The organism is Bradyrhizobium sp. Cp5.3 (assembly GCF_000426265.1).
Lineage (GTDB): Bacteria > Pseudomonadota > Alphaproteobacteria > Rhizobiales > Xanthobacteraceae > Bradyrhizobium > Bradyrhizobium neotropicale.
On the sequence record NZ_AUFA01000022.1, the window covers coordinates 95,989 to 117,928 of the forward strand.

Sequence of the window (21,940 nt, forward strand, 5' to 3'; positions counted from 1 at the left end):
TCGCACTGCGAACAGGTCCGGAGGGCGTCATGCACCGCAACGTCAGGGCGCTTTCCCGTGGATTGGCGCTGATAAACGAGCTCAATGCGAGCGGGCCGTCGAACGTCGTACAGCTCGCGAAGAGGACCGGACTCAACCGGACGACCTGCTATCGCTTGCTCGATACGTTGCGCGAAGATGGCTACGTGACCTTGGATGAAACGAACGCCCTGTTCGCGTTGACGCCCCAAGTGCGCACTTTGAGCGAAGGCGTGTCTTCGCGCGACCTATCGAGCCAGGCGGCGCTGCCCGCGATGTTCGGCCTGTTGGACGACGTCTCCTGGCCCAGCGACTTCGGGGTCTTCGAGCTCGGGTCGGTACTCATACGGGAGAGCACACATCCCTTCAGTCCGTTCTCCGTTCATCGCTCCATGGTCGGACGGAGAAGATCTCTAGTGCGCAGCGCGCTCGGAAAAGCCATCCTAACTGCGTCCACGCCGGCGCTGCGGCGCGAGATGCTGGAGCTAACCGCCTCGCTCGTCGAGGAAGACGCGGAGCTGGCGAAGGATCGCCGTTTCATCAACGACATCCTCTTGCAGACGAAAGTAGATGGATACGCCTCGTCGGTCGGCGGATCGGAAGCCGGCATCAGTGCCATCGCGCTTGCGATCCCGGGCGGTGGTCCGGTGCTCGGAAGCCTCAATCTGATCTTTTTCTCGTCGTCGATGACGCCGGAGGCCGCCGCTAAGAAGTATCTACCCAGCATGAAAGTGGCAGTGAAAGAAATTGAGCGGCGGTGGGCTGCTGCAAACAAAGCTCGCGGGAAAGTCGCCTGAACGGCGAGACGAGAGATTCTTGGCTGGCTGCAAGGAGGCGCAACACATTCGGTTCAAGTCGCGATCAGACTGTAGGGGGTCCCGTGCGTCCCGAACGCAGTGAGCATTCTCTAAGTTATTGATTTTTCTTTATGTGACAGCCGTTTCCGTCCCGTTTTGTTCACGGTCGTTTCACCCAATTCGTTGCGACTTCGTTGCGGCGTTCTGGGGAACATGGTCACTACGCCGCTTGTGCGGGCTCACTAGCTTGCTTCTGATCAAAATCGACGTTCGTTCGCCCCAAGTCGATTGCGGCATGTGCTTCCGAATTCAGTCGGATTACCGCGCAGCATTCTCGCTCTACGCCGAAGAAGCGGAAAAGAATCCCGACTTCCGCAGGATCTACGGCGAATGGCTCAAGTTTCGCGAGGACATCGTGACCTGGTTCAGGGTGGCGGAGGCGAGCTTCGAGTCCAGCCTATACAATCTCTACAAGACGTGAGCGAGACCGTCGGTCTCGATCGACGAGGTCATCAATCAGACTAAGGCCGTCCTCTCCCGGCAGCATGATATCGAGCACGATCAGGTCGACGCGGTTCTGCGCCATATAGCGATCCATCTCGCGGCCATCCGGCGCCAGACCGACCGAGAAGGAATGCCCGCGCAGATAGCGCGCGATCAAATTGCCTGTTTCCTGATCGTCGTCTACGATGAGGATGGTCTTGATCATCATCTATTCGCTGTTCGTACCGCAACCGGAAAGCTTGCCGACCTCGCCGGCACCAGACCGAAGCAGCCGCGCCCGGAGACCACGCCGCAAACTCACTTCGTATGTCGGGCCACGCTTGCCTCGCCACGATGTGCAATGAGCGCGTAGGCGACCGGCACCACGAACAGCGTGAACAGCGTTCCGATCGAAAGGCCGGTGGCGATCACAAGGCCCATATTGTACCGGGAGACCGCGCCCGCGCCGCTCGCCGTGACCAACGGCAGGACGCCGAGCACCATGGCAGCCGTCGTCATCAGGATCGGCCGAAGCCTGATCGTCGCAGCCTCGATGATAGCCTCGGAGCGGCTCTTCCCCTCGGCGCGCAGCTCGTTCGCCACCTCGACCATCAGGATGCCGTGCTTGCTGACGAGACCCATCAGAGTGACGAGACCGACCTGAGTGTAGATGTTGATGCTGGCGCCGCCGAGGCCAACGCTGATGAAGATCAGCGCGCCGGCGAACGACATCGGGACCGAGATCAGGATGATTACGGGATCAACGAAGCTGTTGAAGAGAGCGGCAAGCGCAAGATAGATGATGATCAGCGCGAACAGGAACGTGGCGATGAAGCCACCCGATTCCAGCTCGAGCTGCCGGGAGGCGCCTGCGAAGTCGACCGAGTAGCCGGCCGGAAGGGATTTTGCGAGGCTCTTCAAGGTCGCCAGCGCATCCCCCATCGCGACCCCGGGCATGGCCACGCCAGAAATGGTCGCGGCGTTGATCTGCTGGAAATGGTTGAGCGCCTGCGGAACGGTCTTGTTGTCGAGATGGGCAACCGTCGCCAGCGGCACCATCGTGTTGTTGCTGGTGCGGATCTGATAGCTCAGGAGTTGCTCGGTCGTCAGGCGGTCGTTCTGGCGGACCTGCGGAATTACCTTGTAGGAGCGGCCGTCGAGGCTGAAATACTCGACGTAGTTCCCGCCCAGCATGGCTGCCAGCGCGCCGCCGAGATCGCTCATCTTCAGTCCAAGGTCGCCGGCTTTGTCACGGTCGAACACCACGGTGCTCTTCGGCTTGTCGATCTTGAGGTCGTTGTCCAGGAAGATGAACTGTCCAGTCTTGAGCGCCTCGGCCATGAAGTTCCGGGCGACCTCGTCCAGCTCGTTGAACGAACCGGTCGTGCCGATCACGAACTGGATCGGCAGACCGTTGCTGCCCGGCAGCGGCGACGGCTGGAAGGCCACCGAGCGCGTGCCGGCAATGCCGTTGAGCAGGCCCTGCAATTCGGGCTGTAGCGTCTTGGTCGTCGCAGTCCGCTTGTCCCAAGGCTTGAGCACCCAGCCGCCGATCGCCTGCGAGGGCGTGTCGATCTGGAAGACCACGCTGGTCTCGGGCCGCTTGGCTATGAGATCGTAGAGCTGCTGGCCATAGAACAGGCGCTGCTCGGCCGTTGCCGAGGGCGCCGAATTGGTCAGCGTCAGCACCACGCCCTGATCTTCGTCCGGCGCAAGCTCGCTCTGGGAATTCGCATAGAGCCAGGGAATCCCGGCGAGCAGCAGCAACGCAAAAACCATCACCACGGATTTGGTGGCGAAGACGGATTCGAGCCGGTGGCGATAGGCGGCGGTCAGCCATTCCAGCACATGGTCGATCCTGCGCACCAGGCGCGCCTCCCAATTTGTGGCATCCCGCTCGGTCCGTCGCAGGAGCCAGGCACAGTTCATCGGGGACAGCGTCAGTGCAATGACCGCCGACACGGTGACCGCGCCCGCCAGCGTGAAGGCGAACTCGGTGAACAAGGCGCCGGTGAGCCCGCCCTGGAAGCCGACCGGGACGTACACCGCGATCAGGACCACGGTCATCGCGAGGATAGGGCTGCCGAGCGCCCGCGCCGACTGGATCGCCGCCTCGACCGGCGTCTCCCCCTGGTCGATCAGGCGATGCACGCTCTCGACCACGATGATGGCATCGTCGACCACGAGCCCGATCGCCAGCACCAGAGCCAGCAGTGTCAGCAGGTTGATCGAAAAGCCCATCAGCAGCATCAGGGCGAAGGTGCCGATCAGCGACAGCGGAATCGCGATCACCGGGATCAGGACCGACCGCCAGGAGCCGAGGAACAGAAAGACGACGATGGTCACGATGACGACCGCCTCGACCAGCGAGTGGACGACCTCGTCTATCGAGCTGTTCACGAACTCGGTCGAGTCGTAGAGAATTTCGCTGACGATGCCGTTCGGCAGGTTGGCGTTGATGTCCGGAAGGACGGCCTTCACACCCTTGATGACGTCGAGCAGGTTGGCGGTCGGCGCGACCTGGATGCCGAGGTAGACGGCGGTCTTGCCGTTGAACTTCGCCGAGCTGTCGTAGTCGTCGTTGCCGAGCGTGACGTTCGCGACGTCCTTCAGGCGGATGATGGCGCCGTTCACCTGCTTGACGACGAGGTTGCGGTACTGCTCCAGCGAATGAAGGTTGGTCGTGGCCGACAGGTCGACCTGGACAAGGCGCCCCCGCGTCGAACCGAGACCGGCGATGTAGTCGTTGCCTGACAGCGCGGTAGAGACATCGCTGGCCGTCAGCCCATAGCCGGCGAGCTTGTCGGCATCGAGCCAGGCACGCAGCGCGAACTTCTTGCCGCCGAGCAGCTGCGCGGTCTGCACGCCCGGCACGGCCTGTAGACGCGGCTGCACCACGCGCGTGAGATAGTCCGTAATCTGGTTGGGAGCCAGTACGTCGCTCGCGAACCCGACGTACATCGCGTCGATGGTCTGGCCGACCTTGAGGGTCAGCGTCGGCTGCTGGGAGCCGGTCGGAAGCTGGTTGAGGACCGAGTTGACCTTGGCATTGATCTCCGTCATCGCCTTGCCGGAGTCGTAGTTCAGCCGCAGGTTCACCGTGATGGTGCTGGTGCCGGTGATGCTGCTGGAATTCATGTAGTCGATGCCGTTCGCCTGGGCGATGGCATTCTCCAGCGGCGTCGTGATGAAGCCGGCGATGATATCGGAATTCGCGCCGGCATAGGCCGTCGTCACCGTGACGATGGCGTTCTGGGTGCGCGGATATTGCAGGATCGACAACGAGGTCATTGACCGCAATCCAAGGACGAGGATCAGCGCGCTGACCACGATGGCCAGCACCGGGCGGCGGATGAAGATGTCCGTGAAACGCATCGTATCTGCTCTTGGCTCGCGCGTCGTTTACTGGTCGACGACGGTCGGCGCCGCCTCGGCGAGCGGCACGTGGGAATTGTCGATCCTGACCGGGCTGCCGTTACGAAGCTTGATCTGGCCCGCGATCACCACGCTCTCGCCGGACTTGATCCCGTCGGTGACGGCGATGCGGTCGCCCTTTGCCGGCCGGGTCTTGACGAACATCTGCCGCGCAGCGCCCTGCCCGTCATGCAAATTGTCGACGACATAGACGAGGTCGCCGTAGGCGTTGTTGACGATCGCGGTGAGCGGAACGGTGACGATGTCTTCGGGCTTGCCGGTGTCGATCTCGGCCTTGGCGAACATGCCCGGCAGCAATCGCGCAGGATTGTTTGCGATCGTCGCGCGGACCTGAATGTTGCGGCTGCCGCTATCGACCTTGGCGTTGATCGCCGAGACACGGCCGGTGAAGCGTTCGCCGGGAAAGGCATCGACCGTCGCGGTGACATCCTGCCCGATGTTGATCGACGCCAGCGCCTGCTGGGGAAGGTAGAAATCAACGTAGATCGGATCGAGGCTCTGCAAGGTGACGATGGTGGTGCCAGCGCTCAGGAACTGGCCGATGTCGACGGCTCGGATTCCGAGCCTGCCGGCGAACGGCGCCCTGAGTGTTTTCTGCTCGACGATCGCCTTCTGCTGCTCAACCAGAGCCCTGGCGTTCTTCAGATTGGCTCGGTCGCTGTCGAGCGTGGCCTGGCTGACCGCGTTGAATTTGATCTGCTCCTCGTCGCGCTTGAGCACGATCGCGTAGTTCTCGGCGGTGGCCTGCAGCGACTGCAATTTGGCGACGTCGTCGGTCGCCACCAGTTGGAGCAGAGGCTGCCCCTCCGCCACCTCGTCTCCGGAGCTGAACTGGATGCGCTGCACGATCCCGGAAGCCTGCAGCGCCAGATCAGCGCCGTTCACGGCACGCAACGAGCCGATCGAAGAAAGCGTCGATCGCCACGGCGCGGTTGACGCAACCACGGTGGAGACGGTCTGCGGCGGATTCGCCATGGCACCGATCGCCTTCCGGATCATCATGTCCTTGAAGGTCTGGAAGCCATAGAGGCCGCCGAACAGAACGGCCATCACGGCCAGCATGATCGTCATGCGCTTGGTCATCGCACCGCTTCCTGGGTTGAACGGTTGGGGCCGGCGAAATAGCCGAGATTGACGCGGGGCGAGGCATCGGCCGTCAGATCGGCCCTGTTCCACCACCCGCCGCCGAGCGCCTGGAACAGCGCCGCGGTGTCCGCGAAGCGCGCGGCTTGCGCTTTGATGCGCGCGATGCGCGCATTGAGATAGGATTGCTGGGCGGTGATGACGTTGGCGTAGGGAACCGCACCGGTCTTAAACTGCTCGATCGACATGGACAGGCTGTCCGATGCGGCCTTCTCGGCCTCGGCCTGCGCCTTCAGTGTCGCCGCGTCGTACTGGATCGCGCGCAGCGAATCCGCGACGTTCTGGAAAGCCGACATCACCGTGCTCTTGTAGGCCGCCATGTTCTGCTCGAAGAGCGCAACATCGGCCTCCTTGGTGTGATAGAGCGTACCGCCGTCGATCAGCTTCTGCGTGATGGAGGACGTCGCATCCCAGGCGACGGTGCCCGGCGAAAACAGCTTGCCCGTCCCGCTTGCGCCGTAGCTGCCCGACAGCGTGACCTGCGGGAGAAGATTTGCGACACCGACGCCGACGGTCGCGGTCGCCTGGTGCAGCGTCGCCTCGGCCTGACGGATGTCCGGTCGCTGCCGGACCAGCTCCGACGGCAAGGTCACCGGCAGCCGACCCGGCAGGCGCAGCTCGGCAAGGGTTACATGCTCGCCGCGGTCTTCGCTCGGCAACCGCCCGAGATAGGCCATCAGTTGATTGCGCTGCTGCGCCAATTGTTTTTGGAGCGGAGGCAGCGTCGCCCTGGCCTGGGCGAGGGTCGACTCCTGTGCCAGCTCGTCGGACTTGGAGACGGCGCCGATCTCGAACTGGTGCTGGATGCGCTCGAGCTGATCCGTCTCGGCCTTGACGATGTCCTCGGTCGCGGAGATCTGGTCGCGCAGCGAGGCGTCGGTGATCGCGGCCGTGATGACGTTGGCGGTCAGCGCCAAATAGGTCGCCTCCAGCTTGAACGCCTGGTAGTCAGCCTGCGCCTCGAGCGCTTCGACCTGCCGGCGCGTGCCGCCCCAGAGATCGAGCGCATATGACACGCTGACCGACGTATTGAAGAGCTTATAGAGCGGGCCCTGCTCGCGCGCCGCTGAGCCAGTTCCGCTCACTTGCGGAAACAAGGCTCCCTGCTCGGCGAGCCCGGTCTCGCGGGCGGCTCGCAGGGCGAATTCTGCGGATTGGATGTCCGGATGGTTGCGAACCGCTTCGTCGACGAATCCCGTCAACTTCCGCGAGCGGAAGAGTGTCCACCAGACGCCCGAGACGTCGCTTCCGGGCGAGAAGGATTGCGAATTGCCACCTGGCGTCCTGGTGCTCTCTGTCGAGGCGAGTTGAGGTTCACGCGTGTAGCGATTTGCGGCCGGAGCGTCGGGCGCGACGAAATTCGGCCCGACCGCACAAGAGGCGAGTAGAAAAGCCGGCACGGCGACGCTGACCGAAAGACTCGCGCGCTTAACCATCGACGCACAAATGCAGCGTTCGCCCCGCCACCCCACGAAATTCCCCAGTCTTCTCAATATGCTACTCTTTTTCAGTCCAGCAATAGAACCGTACGGTTCGGTACCAATAGCGTCAACGATTCGACCCGTCAAATAACCGTACTGTGAAGTTCTATTCCTGGATCGAAACGTGAGACGCGCAGAACGCCGCTCCGGACGGCGCCCACGCCGCATCGATGCGGAGGATCATTCCGCGGCTTCGGGTGTGGAGAAATATGGCGTTCGACGACGACGAGCAGTGCCGCTGGCTACCGAACGGCCTCGCCGCTCCGACAGGCTGTCAGGAAGAACGAAACGCTCTCCGCTACATGCGTGCGAATCTGCGGTCTCAGCGACTTGGGATCTTCGCCCATCACCGCCCGCAGCAGCAGCGGCGCGACCACGAGATCGAGGAAGAATTGGGCGGTTCTGGTCAGACGTTCCGGCGCGAAGGCGGCATACAGTCTGTCCTGCGTCGATTGGGTCACATCGCGCAAGATGGTGGCAGCGTGATGGGTGCCGCGCTCGCGCATCATGCGCCCAACCTTGGCAAGATCGGGAAAGCGGCGCGCTTCGGCAGCGGCCAGTCGCATGAAATCGATGCTGTCGGCGGCGAGCACGTGCTTGAGTATCTCGCTCGCCAGAGCCGTAAGGCGCTCCTCGATTGTATCGCCCAGCGATGACGCGTTCTCGTATCCCTGCCGCACTATTTCCGAGTTACGGATCGCGATCGCAGCGAACAGAGCCTCCTTGGTGGGGAAGCGCGTGTAGATCGTTCCCTTGCTGGCATGAGCAAGGCTCGCGATCTCCGCGACACTGACGCCGGCGAGCCCGCGCGCCAGGAACAGCTCGCGCGCGGCATGAAGGATCCGCTCGTCGACCTCAGCAGCGAGCTCCTTGCGGGGACGGCCGGCGCGCTGGGGAGCCTTCACCCTTGTGACTTTCTCCATTCCCTCACCTCGATTACATTCGCTCGGCTAGGGCACTATGAGCACGAAAGATCCCTGCCTGCACAAAGGCATCTAGCGACGAAGCCGGCGGAAGTAAATAGTACCGAATGGTACAGATACATTGAATGCCCCTGCGACGATAAATTGCGTCCCGTTGCCGTCACGCTCACGCAGAGCGTTCGGCCAGCAACAGCGCGGTCTTGCGGCGTCCGTCGCCTGCATGACCGTGGGCAGCTTCCGATCGCGAACGGCACCGAGCTCAGGCTGTTTTCACGCGAGATCATGGAGGGCGGATACTGCGCGGTCTTCTCGCTCTACGCCGAAGAAGCTGAGAAGAATCCCGAACTGCGCAAGATCTACGGCGAATGGCTGAAATTTCGCGAGGACATCGTGACCTGGTTCAGGGTGGCGGAGGCGAGCTTCGAGTCCAGACTGTACAATCTGTATAAGACATGAGCGGACGCCCCCCTTCTCTTGATCGCCGGGGTCACCGATCCGGTCTCCAGATAACCGCTATCGCTAAGTTCTACTGGTGCATCTCGGCACGCCGGCTTTTCCCGCGACGCTATTCCGCACGACGTTCAACTGGACGAGGGCCGGTGGACAAGATACAGCCTTTGACGATCATCGGTCTTAGTGACCAGCTGGCGGCTGACGATCCGGGTCGAGCTTGAGGTCAATTAGGAGCGGCTTATCTCTTGTCTTAATTGCCTCGGCTACAGCCAGCAGATCGTTTTCGGTCCTTACCGTCAGCCCCTTCCCGCCAAGCACGTTCGCTACCGAGGCAAAATCCGGCCAATCGAAAATCGACAGACTGGGATCCAAGTCCTTCGCGCGAAACTGGATGTGCTCTGCTCCATAGCTTCCATCATTGCAAACCACGACGATCAAATCGAGTTTGTATCGAACGGCAGTATTGAACTCGGCCATTCCCCCTAGCATGAATCCGCCGTCGCCCGAAAACAGAACCACAGGCCTGCTCTGCACGGCCTTCGCTACACCGATTGCCTGCGACATCCCTAGACCAACCGCTCCAAAGTGACTTGGAAGCATGAACGAGTGAACGTTTGGCGCGTCAATCAATCGAAACACAGAAAGGGCAAACCGGCCAACATCCGTCACGAGAAAGCGGTCCTCGGGAAGGAGGTTGTTAAGCTCCAAGAGAGCGTTGGTGATGTCGATTGTACCGTCGGAGCCCTTGTAGTTGCCTAACTTCTCCCCACGCGAATAATTCCGCAGCCTACGCTTTATGTCCTCATTGCGGAAACCAGAACTAGGAATCTCCGCCTCATCCAACCAGTGTAATATGGTCTCGGCTACGAGAGCCGTGTCACCGACCAGTCCCGCGTCAGGGGAGGCGTAATTGCCGACCTCCGCTTGCTCATCACAAACCTGAATGACACGCTTGCCCTTCAGGAACGCACCGCGTGATGTCGTATATTTGTTAAGACTCGCCCCAAAAGCGATGATGCAGTCTGCTTCCATGATTAGGTCGACGGCAACAGGTGTACTCAACGTGCCAAAGAGACCAATATTATAATCTTGATCCCGGAATAAGTCCTTGCCCTTGAGTGATGTGGCTAGTAGGGCCCCCGTCCGCTCGGCAAGACGCAGAATGGCCAATCTAGCCTCAGAGCTGGATGCCCCATGGCCTGCCAAGACGATCGGCCTTTTTGAGGCAGCGATTATGCCAATTGCGTTGTCAAGGTCAGAGCTGGCTGGAACGAGGCCGCGCTTTTCTGAGACTTTGAAGCGAACAGGACTGTAAGTGACGTCAAATTGCTGCATATCAAGGGGCATGTTGAGGACAATCGGACGACGCTCAACCATCGCCCGTCGCAATGCTATTGATAGGTCGTGCGCCATAGTCCTCGCCGAGCGAAGCTGCTCGAAGCCAGCGCCCGTCGCAACTATGATATCGCGCTGGGGTATATCTTGAATATTTTCACGATCCTCAGCTGCTGTGTCGCCACACATCACGACGATTGGAACGCGGCCCTTCACTGCCTCTACCAAAGTAGTACAGACATTAGTGAGCCCTGGACCATGAGTAACAGTTGCGACCCCAATCCTCCCCGAGGCATTCGCATACCCAATCGCCATCGAGGCGGCGTTCGCCTCGTTGGTAGCCGCGATGTAGTGGCCACCGTGCTCCCGGATAAAACTGTCGACAAAAAATAAGTTGGCGTCGCCTATCAGACCGAAGATCGTATCCACGCCATTGTCGATAAGTGCCTTCGCAAGAGCGGAGTGCCCCTTGACCAGTTTATTTTTCAACTCAGCCACCTCTTTATCCCGTCGTCTCCAACGTCACCAGCTCAGGCCACTCGCTGTAGCCATTGCTTGAGAGACAGAACGGCACGATCCACCAAATTCACGCGCGCGGCCTTCGGTTTATGATCAGTTCAAGAGTGATGCCAACTTTGATGCCACGGCATCCCCCATCTCTACCGTCGAGATATGGTTGCTGCCGATTGCTATGTCGATCGTGCGCGCACCGGATTCAAGCGCCTCGGAAACGGCGCGTTCGACCAGATCCGCTTCTTGCGGCATGCCGAGCGAGAAGCGAAGCATCATGGCGACACTCAGGATCGATCCGATCGGGTTTGCCAGGCCCCTGCCTGCGATGTCCGGAGCGCTGCCATGCACCGGCTCATAGAGGGCTCCGCGCCGTCCGCCCTCGCGAACGCCCCCGAGCGAGGCCGATGGCAGCATTCCCAAAGAGCCGGTGATCATTGCGGCAGAATCCGAGAGAATATCGCCAAACAGGTTGTCGGTGAGGAGCACGTCGAACTGTGCAGGCGCTCGCACCAATTGCATCGCGCAATTGTCGACGAGCATATGGGTCAACTCCACATCGGGGTATTGAGCGTCGTGGATCGCCTGAACTTCTTCACGCCAGAGCTGGCCGGCCTCCATCACGTTTTCCTTCGCAACGGAGCACACTCGTCCCTTTCGCGTACGCGAAATATCGAATGCAAAGCGCGCAATACGCTGAATTTGCGAAGACGTGTAAACATGGGTGTTGACGCCGCGCCGTTCGCCGCCCGGAAGCGTTTCGACACCTCGCGGTTCACCAAAATAGATGCCACCAAGAAGCTCGCGCACGATAATCAAGTCAACGCCTTCAAGCACACGCGGTTTTAGCGACGACGCCTCGTAGAGCGCAGGCAAAGTTCGGATCGGCCGCAGATTGACGAAGACGCCGAGGCTGCGACGCACCGCAAGCAAGCTGTCCGTCTTATGTAACTCGGAGGGTAAGGGATAGGATGTGCCGCCGATTGCACCAAACAGAACGGCGTCGGCTTCGGCCATGGCAACGCGTGTCGGCTCGGGCCACATCCGGCCGCGCTTTTCATAGGCCTCGATGCCGTAGTCCCCATCGGTCAGTTTGACCCCAAGCGAGCGCTTTTCGGCGACCAGCGCCAGGATGCGCCGACCCTGCGCGGTCACTTCCGGTCCTACTCCGTCTCCGCCGACGACTGCAATGCTCCGATTGTCAGAACGTGTCACGACTGCACCTCCACAGATTCGTAGATCCACGGCCGGCGCTGGCGATCGCGCGCCTGATAAGCCGCTATAGCTGCTTCGCGTTTGAGAGTGTGACTGAGGTCGTCCGTCTCGAGCCCTTCGAGCAGAGCCTGCCGTCGCAAGGGGGGCGTCTCGAACGAGTATTCCCTGCCGCTTGGAGAAACCACGAGTTGGCGCTCAAGATCGACCGTCACCGAGGTCGTTGCAGTGTCCGGCTTCAGTTCGCAGATAATCTCTTCAATTGACGCGCGGGTCAGCACAACCGGCAGCATGCCGTTCTGGAAGCAGTTGTTATAGAAGATCTGGCCAAAGCTCGGCGCCAGCACGGCCTTCAGACCCATTCCCATCAGCGCCCATACGGCCCCCTCACGCGAAGATCCGCAGCCGAAATTTGCACCCGCCAGCAGGACTTCCGATTTGCGATAGGGCTCCTGATTGAGAATAAAATCTTGATTCTCAGAACCGTCGGGCAAATAACGAAGAAGTTCGAAACACCAACGCCCCAAGTCCGCGTGCCCCATCAATCCGACGAGCCTCTCGATCCGAATGATGATGTCGGTGTCGATATTGTCATGGAGAAACGGGGCTGCGGGGGCGGTCAGTACGCCAAAGGGCTTCATGTCAATTCCTTAAGCTTCCGGACGTCGGCAATATGGCCAGCAATGGCAGCCGCAGCCGCCATTGCCGGGCTTGCAAGATGAGTGCGCGCCCCCGGCCCTTGACGACCCAGAAAGTTGCGGTTTGAGGTCGAGATCGAACGCTGGCCGGCTGGAACTGTCTCGCCGTTGGCCGCAAGACACATCGAGCACCCGGGCTCGCGCCATTCGAAGCCCGCATCCTTGAAGACGCCGTCGAGACCTTCGGCTTCCGCCTGACGCTTGACAGATTCCGAGCCGGGCACAACCCAGGCCCGCACGCTCGATGCCACCTTACGCCCGCGCACTACCTCGGCAGCCGATCGCAGGTCGGAAATACGGCTGTTGGCGCAGGAACCAATGAACACCCAGTCGACAGGCGTACCGATGATCGGCTTGCCGGGCTCAAGCCCCATGTAGTTCAGCGCCGCGACGGCAGCCTCGCGCTTGCCGACATCCGGCAAGGCAGCCAAGTCGGGAATCATGCCGTCAACTGGCAGCACCTGTTCCGGGCTGGTGCCCCAGGTCACATGTGGCGCGACGTTGCCAACTTGGATCTCCACCTCGCGATCAAACTCTGCCTCATCATCCGAGGGGAGAGTTCGCCAATAAGTGGTCGCACGATCCCAGAGTTCTTCGGCGGGTGAGAATTTGCGTCCCTTCAGATAGGCGAACGTCTTTTCATCGGGTGCGACCATGCCGATCTTGGCCCCCAGCTCGATCGACAGATTGCAAACCGTCAAGCGCTCTTCGATCCCCATGTGTCGGATGGCACTGCCAGCGTACTCCACGGCGTAGCCGGAGCCTCCGCCGACACCGATCGTTCCAATCAGATGCAGGATCACATCCTTCGCCGTCACGCCAACAGCCGTGTTGCCCTCGAGGCGGACGCGCATCGTTCTAGGCCGCGACTGCACCAGCGTTTGGGTGGCAAGCACATGAGTGAGCTCCGTCGTCCCGATTCCGAACGCCATGGCGCCGATCCCGCCATGCGTGCAGGTGTGGCTGTCGCCGCAAACGAGCAGCGCGCCTGGCTGCGTCAGCCCCAGCTCGGGCCCAATGACATGGACGATCCCCTGCCCGACTTCACCGACATCGAAGAGACGTATGCCGGCCGATCGCGTACCCGAGCGTAGGGCCTCCAGAAGACGGATTCCGACTTCTGAGGTGCAGGCGCGCCCTCGGGCGCTGGAAATGGCATGGTCAGCGGTTGCGAAGGTCAGCTCGGGATTGCGGATGCGCAGGCCACGTTGTTCGACACTCAGTATTCCTCCCGGTCCTCCAAGGTCGTGAAGAATGTGACGATCGATGTGCAACAGAAAGACATCGTCCCCGAGATCGGCGACAACGTGATCGTCCCATATCTTCTGAAACATAGTACGACCGGGCATCTTTGCTCCCATGCGGATCTGACCCACGATGTCATCGCCAGATCAACCGGGCTCAACTTAGTGCATGTCAGGCGGCTTCATACCCGTTGACAGGGCAAGAGCGCGAAGATCACATATGTAATGTTAAACTCGAACCAGACGTTTTCCAGAAGTGCCGCGACCGCTCAAACCTCACACTGCACCGATCAAATCCGCGATGCGCACACTTGCGCTGCTGGAGCACTTCCGGCGGACCAAGGCCTCTGCTTCGGCGGCAGAACTCGCCTCCGCGCTCTCAATGCCGCAGTCCAGTACCTCTGTGCTGCTGAAGACCCTCGTCTCACTGAATTACCTTGAATACGAAGCGAGACTCGGCGATTTCTGCCCAGCTATCGCGTCGCATTGCTGGGAGACTGGATCCAGAACGCGCGTTTCGGTGACACGCGCATCACCCGTGTCATGGACATGCTTCAGGCCCGTACCGGAGAAACCATCATGCTCGGGCAACAGGTCGGTGCGGCGATGCAATACCTTCACGTCTTACCCGGAATGCATGCCATCCAGTTCATGGTGAATGCGGGAGAAGTCCGGCCGATGTCCCGCACTGCGCTCGGACAGGTTCTTCTGAGCTGCAAGTCCAACAGCGAAATCCGCGCGATCGTGCGACGCAACAACGCGGAAGCCCCAAAGGTCTCACCGAACTTCCGCGAAACGGCCTTTATGCAGGAGGTCGAAGCCATCCGCCAGCGCGGCTATTCGGAGACCAAGGGACTCACGACTCCGGGCGTCAGCACGATAGGCATGCTCGTTCCGCCATTGGGCAGGCACAGCTTGCTTGCGATCGGTGTCGGTGGTCCGATCGAGCGCATCGAGCCCAAGCGACTTCAAATCATCGACGCCATGCGGCGCTGGCTCGGGAACATATCCTAGGCGCTGCGCGCCAACCCATCTCGCCGACCAATCACATATGTAATGGTTGATCCCGACCGTCCCCTTCGCCTTGTGCCAGGCTGACGGCGGAGCTCGAGAGCGGCCGAATGTCGGTGGCCGCGGCAGAGTGAGAATCGATCCGATATCGCAGCCGACGTACCAAAACGCCAGCATCAGACGTGACCCAGTCTTCGCTCGCGAAGTGACGCCATTTCGCGGCAATGGCAAGGCGCAGTCCCGCCTCTGGACGACAATTGGCTGCTTCACACCTCGGCCGACCGGTTCACCATGGGGCCGCTCTTGCAGGTTTTGCCCCCGTCGACCGGCAAGTTCACTCCCGTGATGTACAAGGCTTCGTCCGATGCAAGAAACAATCCCGCATAGGCGACGTCGATCGCGTATCCGGTCCGTGCGAGGGCCGGCGTGTCATTGAATTGGGCGCGAAGGCGGGCGTCGGTTTCATAGCGCGGCCGGAGCGTCTCCGTCAGGATGGGGCCGGGCGCGATGGAGTTCACCCGGATCCAATGCGGCGCGCCTTCCGTGGCGAGTTGCCTTGTCAGCGCGATCACACCGCCCTTGCCGGCCGCATGCGCGGAAGCACCGGTCCCCTCGCCACCAAGCATTCCGGCAACCGACGCAATATTGATGATCGAACCACCTTGTTGCGCGACCATATGAGGCCAAGCCGCCTTGGTGGGGAAGAAGACGACGTCCAGTTCGAGGCGCAGCGTATCCTGCCACTGCCGTGCCGTCATTTCCGAGAACGGCGCCATCCGCACGCTGGCTGCATTGTTGTAGAGTACATCCACACGAGCGCACTTGCGCACCGCCTCCGCGACCCATCCTTTAGTTTGCTCCTCGGATGAGGCGTCGACTGTCGCGACATCGATTGACAGGCCTCGGTCCGACGCCAGGCGCGCCGTCTCGTCCAGCCCCGCCGGGTTGAGATCGCTCCCGAACACCCTGGCACCGGCCTCGGCGAACAGAAGCGACACCATTTGACCAATTCCGGCGCCCGCACCGGTGATCAAAGCCACCTTATCCTTCAGCCGGCCGGCGCAAGGACCTCGACTTCCCCTTGACTCTGATGCAGTCACGCCCATGCGCTTCTCCCCAGACTACCTTTGGGCGTCGCCAGAAATGATGTCGCCGACCGGCTCCCATCCTTCCCCGTTGAGGCGCGTCATTTGCATCTGACTGACAGGCGTGTAGTTGGTGGGCGAGGTGTTCATTTTTATACCCGGCAACAGCACCTCGCTGCGAAACTCCTTCAGGTTCGTCGCCTGCCTCATCACGTTTTCACGCGTGAGGTCGTCACCGCACTGCTTCAGCACCTGGATCAGCATTTGCGCCAGGCCATAGCCGATCAAGGTGTTGGAATCCCGCCTGTCGCCCTCTGGGAACGCCTTCGTCAGGAATTCATTGTAGGCCTTCATGCCAGGATCGTCATCCCAACGCTTGTCCTCGGGATCCTTTGCAATGGTTCCCGAGACGATGCCCTGAGCGTTCTCAAGTCCTGCCGGCTTGATCACGCCACCCAACGACCTGGAGAAGCTTGCGATAATATGCAAGGGCCGCCAATCGAAGGCTGCAATCCTCTTGATGGCCTGGGCGGCAAATTTCGGCGACGCCAAGTCAATCAACGTGTCTGCGCCGGACGCCTTGAGCTTTGCGATATGGGTATCGATCGTGGGCTCAGCGACATCGAAGCTCTCTTCCGCCACGATCATGGAACTGGCCTTGTCGCCAAGAGCCTCCTTCAAGCCCTTGAGATAGTCCTTACCGCCGTCATCATTCTGGTAGAGTACGCCGATCTTGGCTTGCGGCTTCTCTATCAGAAGGTACTTGGCGTGGATGCTCGCCTCAAGCCGATATGTGGGCAACCAACCCATCGTGGTCCAGGGAAAATTCTGAGGGTCGGCAAATCTCGAAGCACCTGAGAATACGAATAACTGCGGGACTTTCTTCGCGTTAAGGTATTTCTGTATGGCCGCGTTCGAGGGTGTGCCAAACGGCGAGAACAGGAACAGGACCTCGTCCCCTTCAATGAGCTTCCGCGCCTGCTCCACGGCTTTCGGCGGACTATAAGCATCGTCGTAGCTGATAAAATTGATCTTGCGGCCACCGATCCCGCCAGCTTCATTGATCATTGCGAAGTATGCCGCTTCGGCCCGACCGATGACGCCGGCGACCGACGCCGCTCCGGAATAGGGCATGATGTTGCCGATCTTGATTTCGGCGTCCGTCGCACCGGTGTCGTATTTCTTTTGCGCGCTAACAGACGTCGCGGAGATCATCAAGGCCACCGACACGGACGCTACGCGCGCCATTCGCGAGATAAGAGTCATCCGTCTTTGCTCCCGCATGTTCTAGTAAGGGCAATCAAAGCTGAAGGGTGAACCAGACCTTAGTGCTTGCGGAGCAATTTCCTACTGCCCTCGCATAGCAACAAGCCAAACATCACATTTGTGATTAAGATCGGGAGGGACTGCCAAGCCGACCGGCCCGCCGACGCGCCCTTGATGATGGGTTCCTGTTCTGCTTCGTCGAGATCATCGCGATCGGTGGCCGGGCCAGCAACGGCGCCTCGCGCTCTCTCGGCGAGCGGGGTGGTGCCCTCAAGCTCGTAGACGAGACCACTTACGACTCTTTCCGTGCTCCGCGCTGCCTAAGCTACGTCGACACTTAAACAAAAAGCGGCGGGCAGCGGCCCGAAGCCGACTACCCGCCGCAGGTGCTCCGGGAGGAAGGGGTCACAAGTCGATGGCGAATTCCCAATCGCGGCGTCAGGCCGCCCCCGCGTCAGTTCCGTGCGATCGGCGTATTGCCACACGGCCCTTCATGCAGCGACAAAGCGCACGGGCAGCGTCTTCCATCCCCTCAATGTGTTGTTCAGATGCGGCTTCGCCTCACCTGCGGGTTCGATGCGAGCAACCCGTCGCGCGAGTTCGTGCAGCATGACCTCCGCTTCCAGTCGTGCAACATGCTGCCCGACGCAATGATGAATTCCCATTCCGAACCCGACGTGGCCTGACGGGTCGCGATTCAGATCGAAGTGGTCAGGATTGTTCCAGCGTCGCGGATCCCGGTTCGCCGCGCCGAGGAACATCAGTATCTTTTCACCTTCGGGTATCTTCGTGTCGGCGACAACAACGTCACGGGTGGCCGTGCGGAAGAATGTCTGGACCGGCGATGCCCAGCGAATGGCTTCATCGAACGCCACACGCGCACGCGTGGGCTCCGCGCGCAGGAGCTGCCATTGCTCCGGCGCGGACAAAAATGCATCGATGATTGCGCCAAGCGCATGCACGGTCGTGTCCAGTCCAGCGATGAGCAGAGACCTGATGACTCCCCCCGCCTGTGCCGTCGTGAGATCACCCTCATCGGTCTTCGCCCATATGCGGGCCCCTAGACCGTCGGGACGGAGCGACTCGCGGGTGCCCTGCTTACTCATCCACCCGACCAAGTCAGTGAAGGCCTTCCTGCCCTTCTCGACGAGCGCGTTGTTGGGTCCGAATGAGTTGAAGTTGTGGTCCGAATAGACCAGCAAGTTCTCGCGCCCCTCCTCCGGTATGCCCATCGCTTCGGGGAATACCTTCAAGGGGAACGCCTCCGCGAGGTCGGATACCGCGTCTATCACCTCGCGCTTCAGAAGTTGGTCGACCATGATCTCCGCAGTGCGCGCCCAACCATCCCTGAACCCCATCAGCATGCGAGGACAGAGCACCTGCTCAAGCGCGTGCCGGGGTGCATCGTGGATCGGGGGATCGAGTTCGAGGATCGCGCTGGGCGGACGACGGTACGGCGTCTCGCTGCGGGGGTTGAACAGTCCAACGCCGTTGCCGGATTCGAACCCCTGCCAGTTGACCAGCGCCGCGCGCACTTCATCATAGCGGCCCATTGCGTAGACGTTGTAGCTGGACAGGTAGGCGACGGGTCCCGCCTCACGGAGCGTTTGCTGGAATTCGAACGGGCTGGTCAGCACCGCTTCGCTGAATGGGTCGTCGGCAAGGACGGGCGGATCGCGTCCAATGGTCGGGATTGCTTGGCTCAGTGGCGCCATTTCGGTCCTCCTTGGAAGCTCAGAGATCGATGACGAGCCGGTCCGAGGCCGACCTCGATACACAGGGATAGAACGACGCGTTGCGCTCCCGCTCCGCATCACTCAGGATCGAGTCCCGATGATCGGGAACTCCGCAGAGAACCGCGGTCTCACAGGTCCCGCACAGCCCCTCGCGGCAAGAGGCAAGCAGTGGTGCGCCGGCTTTGAGGACGACGTCGAGCACACTTTCGCCTGGCTCAACGGTCAGCACTTTCCCGCTGCGCGCAAGTTCGACCTCGTATGCGGTGGAGCGGACAGGGCCTGGGTGTATCTTCGCAAAGAAACGCTCCCTTCGGAGTGAACCGGGCGGAAGAACATTGCAAATCTGCTCAAGTGCGTCGACCATCGATGTCGGCCCACAGCAATAGACCTTGGCTCCTGGCGGCAAGTTCGAGACAGCGGCAGCAAGGTCAAAGCGGCCTTGCGTCTCTCGAGAGGCAATCACGGCTCGATCACCCTGCGGTCGCAGCCGGTCGAGGAATGCCATCGACGACAGTCGCCGGCCGCCGTAGAGCAAGGTCCACGGCACTTCCATCATAGCTGCCTGCTCGATCATCGGGAGCAATGGCGTGATGCCAATTCCCCCGGCGACGAAGAGATAGTGATCCGCGGGGACGAGCCTGAAATTGTTGCGTGGTCCCCCCATCTGGACGAGGTCGCCGACCTGCAACTGCCGGTGGATGAACTCAGATCCCCCGCGACTGTTCGGCTCCAACAGCACGGCAATCTCGTATGCCATCGCGTCCCAGCGATTTCCGCAGAGCGAGTACTGACGGGTCAGGCCATTTGAAAGGTTGAGGTCGATATGTGCGCCGGGAGCCCAGTCCGGAAGGCGCACGCAACGCGGGTCAACCAAACGGAGTTTACAGATGCCCTCGGCGACCAGCTCCTTCTCTTCCACGCGTAAGACCGAGCGACTACCGATCATAGCGCTACTCCCAAAGGGTGCCCGTCGCGAGCTCTATCGCACACGCTTGATTTTTGGCTCTTGCTGGGGCGAGCGATGGCAAGGAACCGTCGAAGAGCATTGATAAAGGGCTTGCTTGGATGTCCCGAGCGGGGACGCTCTCCGCCCACCGATGCGCGCGCATCGGCGCCGCCGCCTAGAAACACAATATCCTCCCAACCTGTTCTCGTTCTTTGTAAGTGGGCCGAGCTTAGTCTTGAGAAGTCATCCGAAAAATGCGCACAGCGCAATTGACTATTTCCCGGTCTGAACGAATGAAGCCGACCAGTCTATGCCTCGATCCGGCCGGACCTGCCGCGTAAGCTGAAACACTCGAGCTCGTGCAGTCAGGTTTGCACGGACTCGAGTCTTGGAAAGCGTCACAGGGATCCTGCCCGGATCGCTGGCTAAGAACGCACACTACTCGCGTTGAGCGTCTCGACTAAGAAGGTCGCCAAAAAGCTCCCATTTCTCGCCCTTGAAAAGTTGCATGCGTAGCTGAGTGATCGGAGCATAAGAGCTCAAGCTCGTGTTGATCTTCACGCCGGGCAACAGGGTGTCGGGTGCATAGTCCCTCAGGCTCGCCGCCTGCTTCATGACATTGGCGCGGGTGAGATCGTCACCACACATTTCGAGAACCTTGACCAGCGTCTGAGATACCCCGTAACCGTGGATGATGCCGCCATCGGTCTTGTCGGCGCCCGGCATGTACTTGTCTAGGAACTCGTACACCCGTTTCATTCCCGGATCGTCGTTCCATTGCGGATCGGCGCCGTCCTTGGCGTAGGCCGCGGATAGCACGCCCTGCGCATTCTCGAAGCCCGCCGGCTTCATGACGCTGCTGACGAAAGATGCTCCGTTATTGATGATCTGGAGCGGCTTCCAGCCGAGCTCAGCCGTTCTCTTGATGGCTTGCGCGCCGGATTTGATCGTTGCGAAAATCATCAGCACGTCGGGATTGGCGGCCTTGAGCTTGATAATGTGCGAGTCGATCGATGGCTCGGACACCTCATAGCTTTCCTCTATCATGATCATGGACGAGGCCTTGGCACCGAGTCCGTCCTTGACGCCCCTCAAGTATTCCTTTCCGAAATCATCGTTCTGATAGAGAATTCCGATCTTGGCGTCCGGCTTCTCCTTCATCAGCCACTTTGCATAGATTTGGGCCTCGGTCTGGAAATCCAATAGAAAGCCCATGGTCCAGGGGAAGTTATTTGGGTCGTCCCACTTCTTTGCGCCACTTGCGACGAAGAGTTGGGGTACCTTCTTGGTATTGAGATATTTCTGGACTGCCGAATTCGTTGGAGTGCCTATCGAGCTAAATAGGAGTAGCACTTCGTCACTCTCGACGAGTTTGCGAACCTGTTCAACGGTCTTGGGCGGCGAGTAGCCATCGTCATAGCTGATGAACTTGATCTTCCGACCATTGATACCGCCCTTGTCGTTGATCATCTTGAAGAACGATTCTTCCGTTTTCCCGATCACGCCGTAAGACGATGCAGGACCGCTATAGGGCGATGTATTGCCGATTCTGATCTCAGTATCGGTTGCCCCGGCGTCATACTTCTTTTGGGCGACTGCTGCACCCGAGGCGAATACGGTGATCGCCACCGCGAGAAGGGCGGGCCGTAGTGTCTTTGCAATCATTTCTCTTGGCTCCTTACTTGGGGTTTGCGTCTGCTTTGTTGTTCTTCACGATTCGCTCTTGCCGGCGATCGCGATCTGCCTTGCGCCATGCGGCACGAGGTAGATGACGAGGAACAGAAACACGCCGAACACCGCGCCGGAGAGGCCCTTGGAGATGCCCTCGGCGAGGTTCGGCACGAAGATGATGAAGGCAGCGCCGACGATCGAGCCTGGCAGCCAGCCGACGCCGCCGACGACCATGCCGAGGAACAGCTGGATGGCGAGCGTGATGGTGAAGCTGTCCGGTGCCACGAACTGCACCGCGATCGCGCTGAGGCCGCCGGCGACGCCGGTGATGCCGGCGGAGACGCCGAAGGCGAGCGTCTTGTAGAGCGCGACGTTGACGCCCATCGCGGAGGCGGCGATCTCGTTGTCGCGGATCGCCATGAAGGCGCGGCCCGAGCGGGAGCGCAACAGGTTCACCGAGAACAGGTAGATCGCCAGCGTGACGACCAGCGTG

19 protein-coding genes and 1 pseudogene are annotated in these 21,940 nt (G+C 60.5%); 5 read left to right on the plus strand and 15 right to left on the minus strand.

Annotated elements, in window-relative coordinates:
* The first annotated feature begins 29 nt into the window (after nt 1-29).
* On the plus strand, nt 30-815 hold the full coding sequence (locus K289_RS0126240; RefSeq protein WP_027554257.1) for a helix-turn-helix domain-containing protein: 786 nt from the start codon (nt 30-32) through the stop codon (nt 813-815).
* 295 nt (nt 816-1,110) lie between these two features.
* Nucleotides 1,111-1,296, plus strand: a complete 186-nt coding sequence (locus tag K289_RS0126245) for a hypothetical protein (protein WP_027554258.1) — start codon at nt 1,111-1,113, stop codon at nt 1,294-1,296.
* On the opposite strand, the gene K289_RS0126250 is transcribed toward K289_RS0126245, so the two are convergent.
* The 5 genes from K289_RS0126250 to K289_RS0126270 all read right to left on the minus strand — a co-directional run bounded on the left by K289_RS0126250 (nt 1,273) and on the right by K289_RS0126270 (nt 8,280).
* A complete protein-coding gene (locus K289_RS0126250; protein ID WP_027554259.1) occupies nt 1,273-1,527 on the minus strand; it encodes a response regulator in 255 nt (84 codons plus the stop codon). The two genes, K289_RS0126245 and K289_RS0126250, sit on opposite strands and share 24 nt — an antisense overlap.
* An 89-nt stretch (nt 1,528-1,616) precedes the next feature.
* Nucleotides 1,617-4,673: an efflux RND transporter permease subunit gene (locus tag K289_RS0126255; RefSeq protein ID WP_027554260.1), complete on the minus strand. Its 3,057-nt coding sequence runs from the start codon at nt 4,671-4,673 to the stop codon at nt 1,617-1,619.
* A 27-nt stretch (nt 4,674-4,700) separates the two neighbouring features.
* Complete coding sequence (locus K289_RS0126260) at nt 4,701-5,816, minus strand: efflux RND transporter periplasmic adaptor subunit (RefSeq protein WP_027554261.1); 1,116 nt, start codon at nt 5,814-5,816, stop codon at nt 4,701-4,703.
* Entirely contained in the window at nt 5,813-7,312 is a 1,500-nt protein-coding gene (locus tag K289_RS0126265) for an efflux transporter outer membrane subunit (RefSeq protein ID WP_035685793.1), read from the minus strand. Before K289_RS0126265 ends, K289_RS0126260 begins: the two co-directional genes overlap by 4 nt.
* A 287-nt stretch (nt 7,313-7,599) precedes the next feature.
* Nucleotides 7,600-8,280 carry a TetR/AcrR family transcriptional regulator gene (locus tag K289_RS0126270; RefSeq protein WP_035685796.1) on the minus strand — a complete coding sequence of 227 codons (681 nt, stop codon included), beginning with the start codon at nt 8,278-8,280 and terminating at the stop codon, nt 7,600-7,602.
* A gap of 144 nt (nt 8,281-8,424) precedes the next feature.
* Between K289_RS0126270 and K289_RS0126275 the strand changes: the two genes are divergently transcribed.
* Nucleotides 8,425-8,736 carry a hypothetical protein gene (locus K289_RS0126275; protein ID WP_027554264.1) on the plus strand — a complete coding sequence of 104 codons (312 nt, stop codon included), beginning with the start codon at nt 8,425-8,427 and terminating at the stop codon, nt 8,734-8,736.
* 177 nt (nt 8,737-8,913) lie between these two features.
* On the opposite strand, the gene K289_RS0126280 is transcribed toward K289_RS0126275, so the two are convergent.
* The 4 genes from K289_RS0126280 to leuC form a co-directional block, all read right to left on the minus strand.
* Nucleotides 8,914-10,566, minus strand: coding sequence for a thiamine pyrophosphate-binding protein (locus K289_RS0126280; protein WP_063614184.1), 1,653 nt, complete (start codon nt 10,564-10,566; stop codon nt 8,914-8,916).
* A gap of 114 nt (nt 10,567-10,680) precedes the next feature.
* Entirely contained in the window at nt 10,681-11,793 is a 1,113-nt protein-coding gene (leuB, locus tag K289_RS0126285; protein ID WP_027554266.1) for a 3-isopropylmalate dehydrogenase, read from the minus strand.
* Complete coding sequence (leuD, locus tag K289_RS0126290) at nt 11,790-12,431, minus strand: 3-isopropylmalate dehydratase small subunit (protein ID WP_027554267.1); 642 nt, start codon at nt 12,429-12,431, stop codon at nt 11,790-11,792. Before leuD ends, leuB begins: the two co-directional genes overlap by 4 nt.
* Entirely contained in the window at nt 12,428-13,837 is a 1,410-nt protein-coding gene (leuC, locus tag K289_RS0126295; RefSeq protein WP_027554268.1) for a 3-isopropylmalate dehydratase large subunit, read from the minus strand. The genes leuD and leuC overlap by 4 nt, the downstream gene beginning before the upstream one ends.
* Before the next feature lie 196 nt (nt 13,838-14,033).
* Here leuC and K289_RS52410 point away from each other — a divergent pair, with 196 nt between their 5' ends.
* Together K289_RS52410 and K289_RS52415 are read left to right on the plus strand one after the other, a co-directional pair.
* Nucleotides 14,034-14,390: a helix-turn-helix domain-containing protein gene (locus K289_RS52410; protein WP_245284000.1), complete on the plus strand. Its 357-nt coding sequence runs from the start codon at nt 14,034-14,036 to the stop codon at nt 14,388-14,390.
* Nucleotides 14,312-14,746, plus strand: coding sequence for an IclR family transcriptional regulator C-terminal domain-containing protein (locus K289_RS52415; RefSeq protein ID WP_245284001.1), 435 nt, complete (start codon nt 14,312-14,314; stop codon nt 14,744-14,746). The genes K289_RS52410 and K289_RS52415 overlap by 79 nt, the downstream gene beginning before the upstream one ends.
* A 263-nt stretch (nt 14,747-15,009) precedes the next feature.
* Here the strand turns inward: K289_RS52415 and K289_RS0126305 are convergent, their stop codons facing one another.
* The 6 genes and pseudogenes from K289_RS0126305 to K289_RS0126330 form a co-directional block, all read right to left on the minus strand.
* On the minus strand, nt 15,010-15,783 hold the full coding sequence (locus K289_RS0126305; RefSeq protein WP_198024770.1) for an SDR family NAD(P)-dependent oxidoreductase: 774 nt from the start codon (nt 15,781-15,783) through the stop codon (nt 15,010-15,012).
* Between the two features lie 81 nt (nt 15,784-15,864).
* Nucleotides 15,865-17,094 (minus strand): ABC transporter substrate-binding protein, encoded by a 1,230-nt coding sequence (locus tag K289_RS0126310; RefSeq protein WP_027554270.1) that lies wholly within the window; start codon nt 17,092-17,094, stop codon nt 15,865-15,867.
* A 491-nt stretch (nt 17,095-17,585) separates the two neighbouring features.
* Nucleotides 17,586-18,809, minus strand: coding sequence for a cytochrome P450 (locus K289_RS0126315; RefSeq protein WP_051310821.1), 1,224 nt, complete (start codon nt 18,807-18,809; stop codon nt 17,586-17,588).
* A 19-nt stretch (nt 18,810-18,828) separates the two neighbouring features.
* Nucleotides 18,829-19,776, minus strand: a complete 948-nt coding sequence (locus tag K289_RS0126320) for a PDR/VanB family oxidoreductase (protein ID WP_027554272.1) — start codon at nt 19,774-19,776, stop codon at nt 18,829-18,831.
* Nucleotides 19,777-20,214: 438 nt separating this feature from the next.
* Entirely contained in the window at nt 20,215-21,441 is a 1,227-nt protein-coding gene (locus tag K289_RS0126325) for an ABC transporter substrate-binding protein (RefSeq protein WP_027554273.1), read from the minus strand.
* Between the two features lie 45 nt (nt 21,442-21,486).
* Nucleotides 21,487-21,940, minus strand: a pseudogene (locus K289_RS0126330) (branched-chain amino acid ABC transporter permease); the annotation flags it as partial.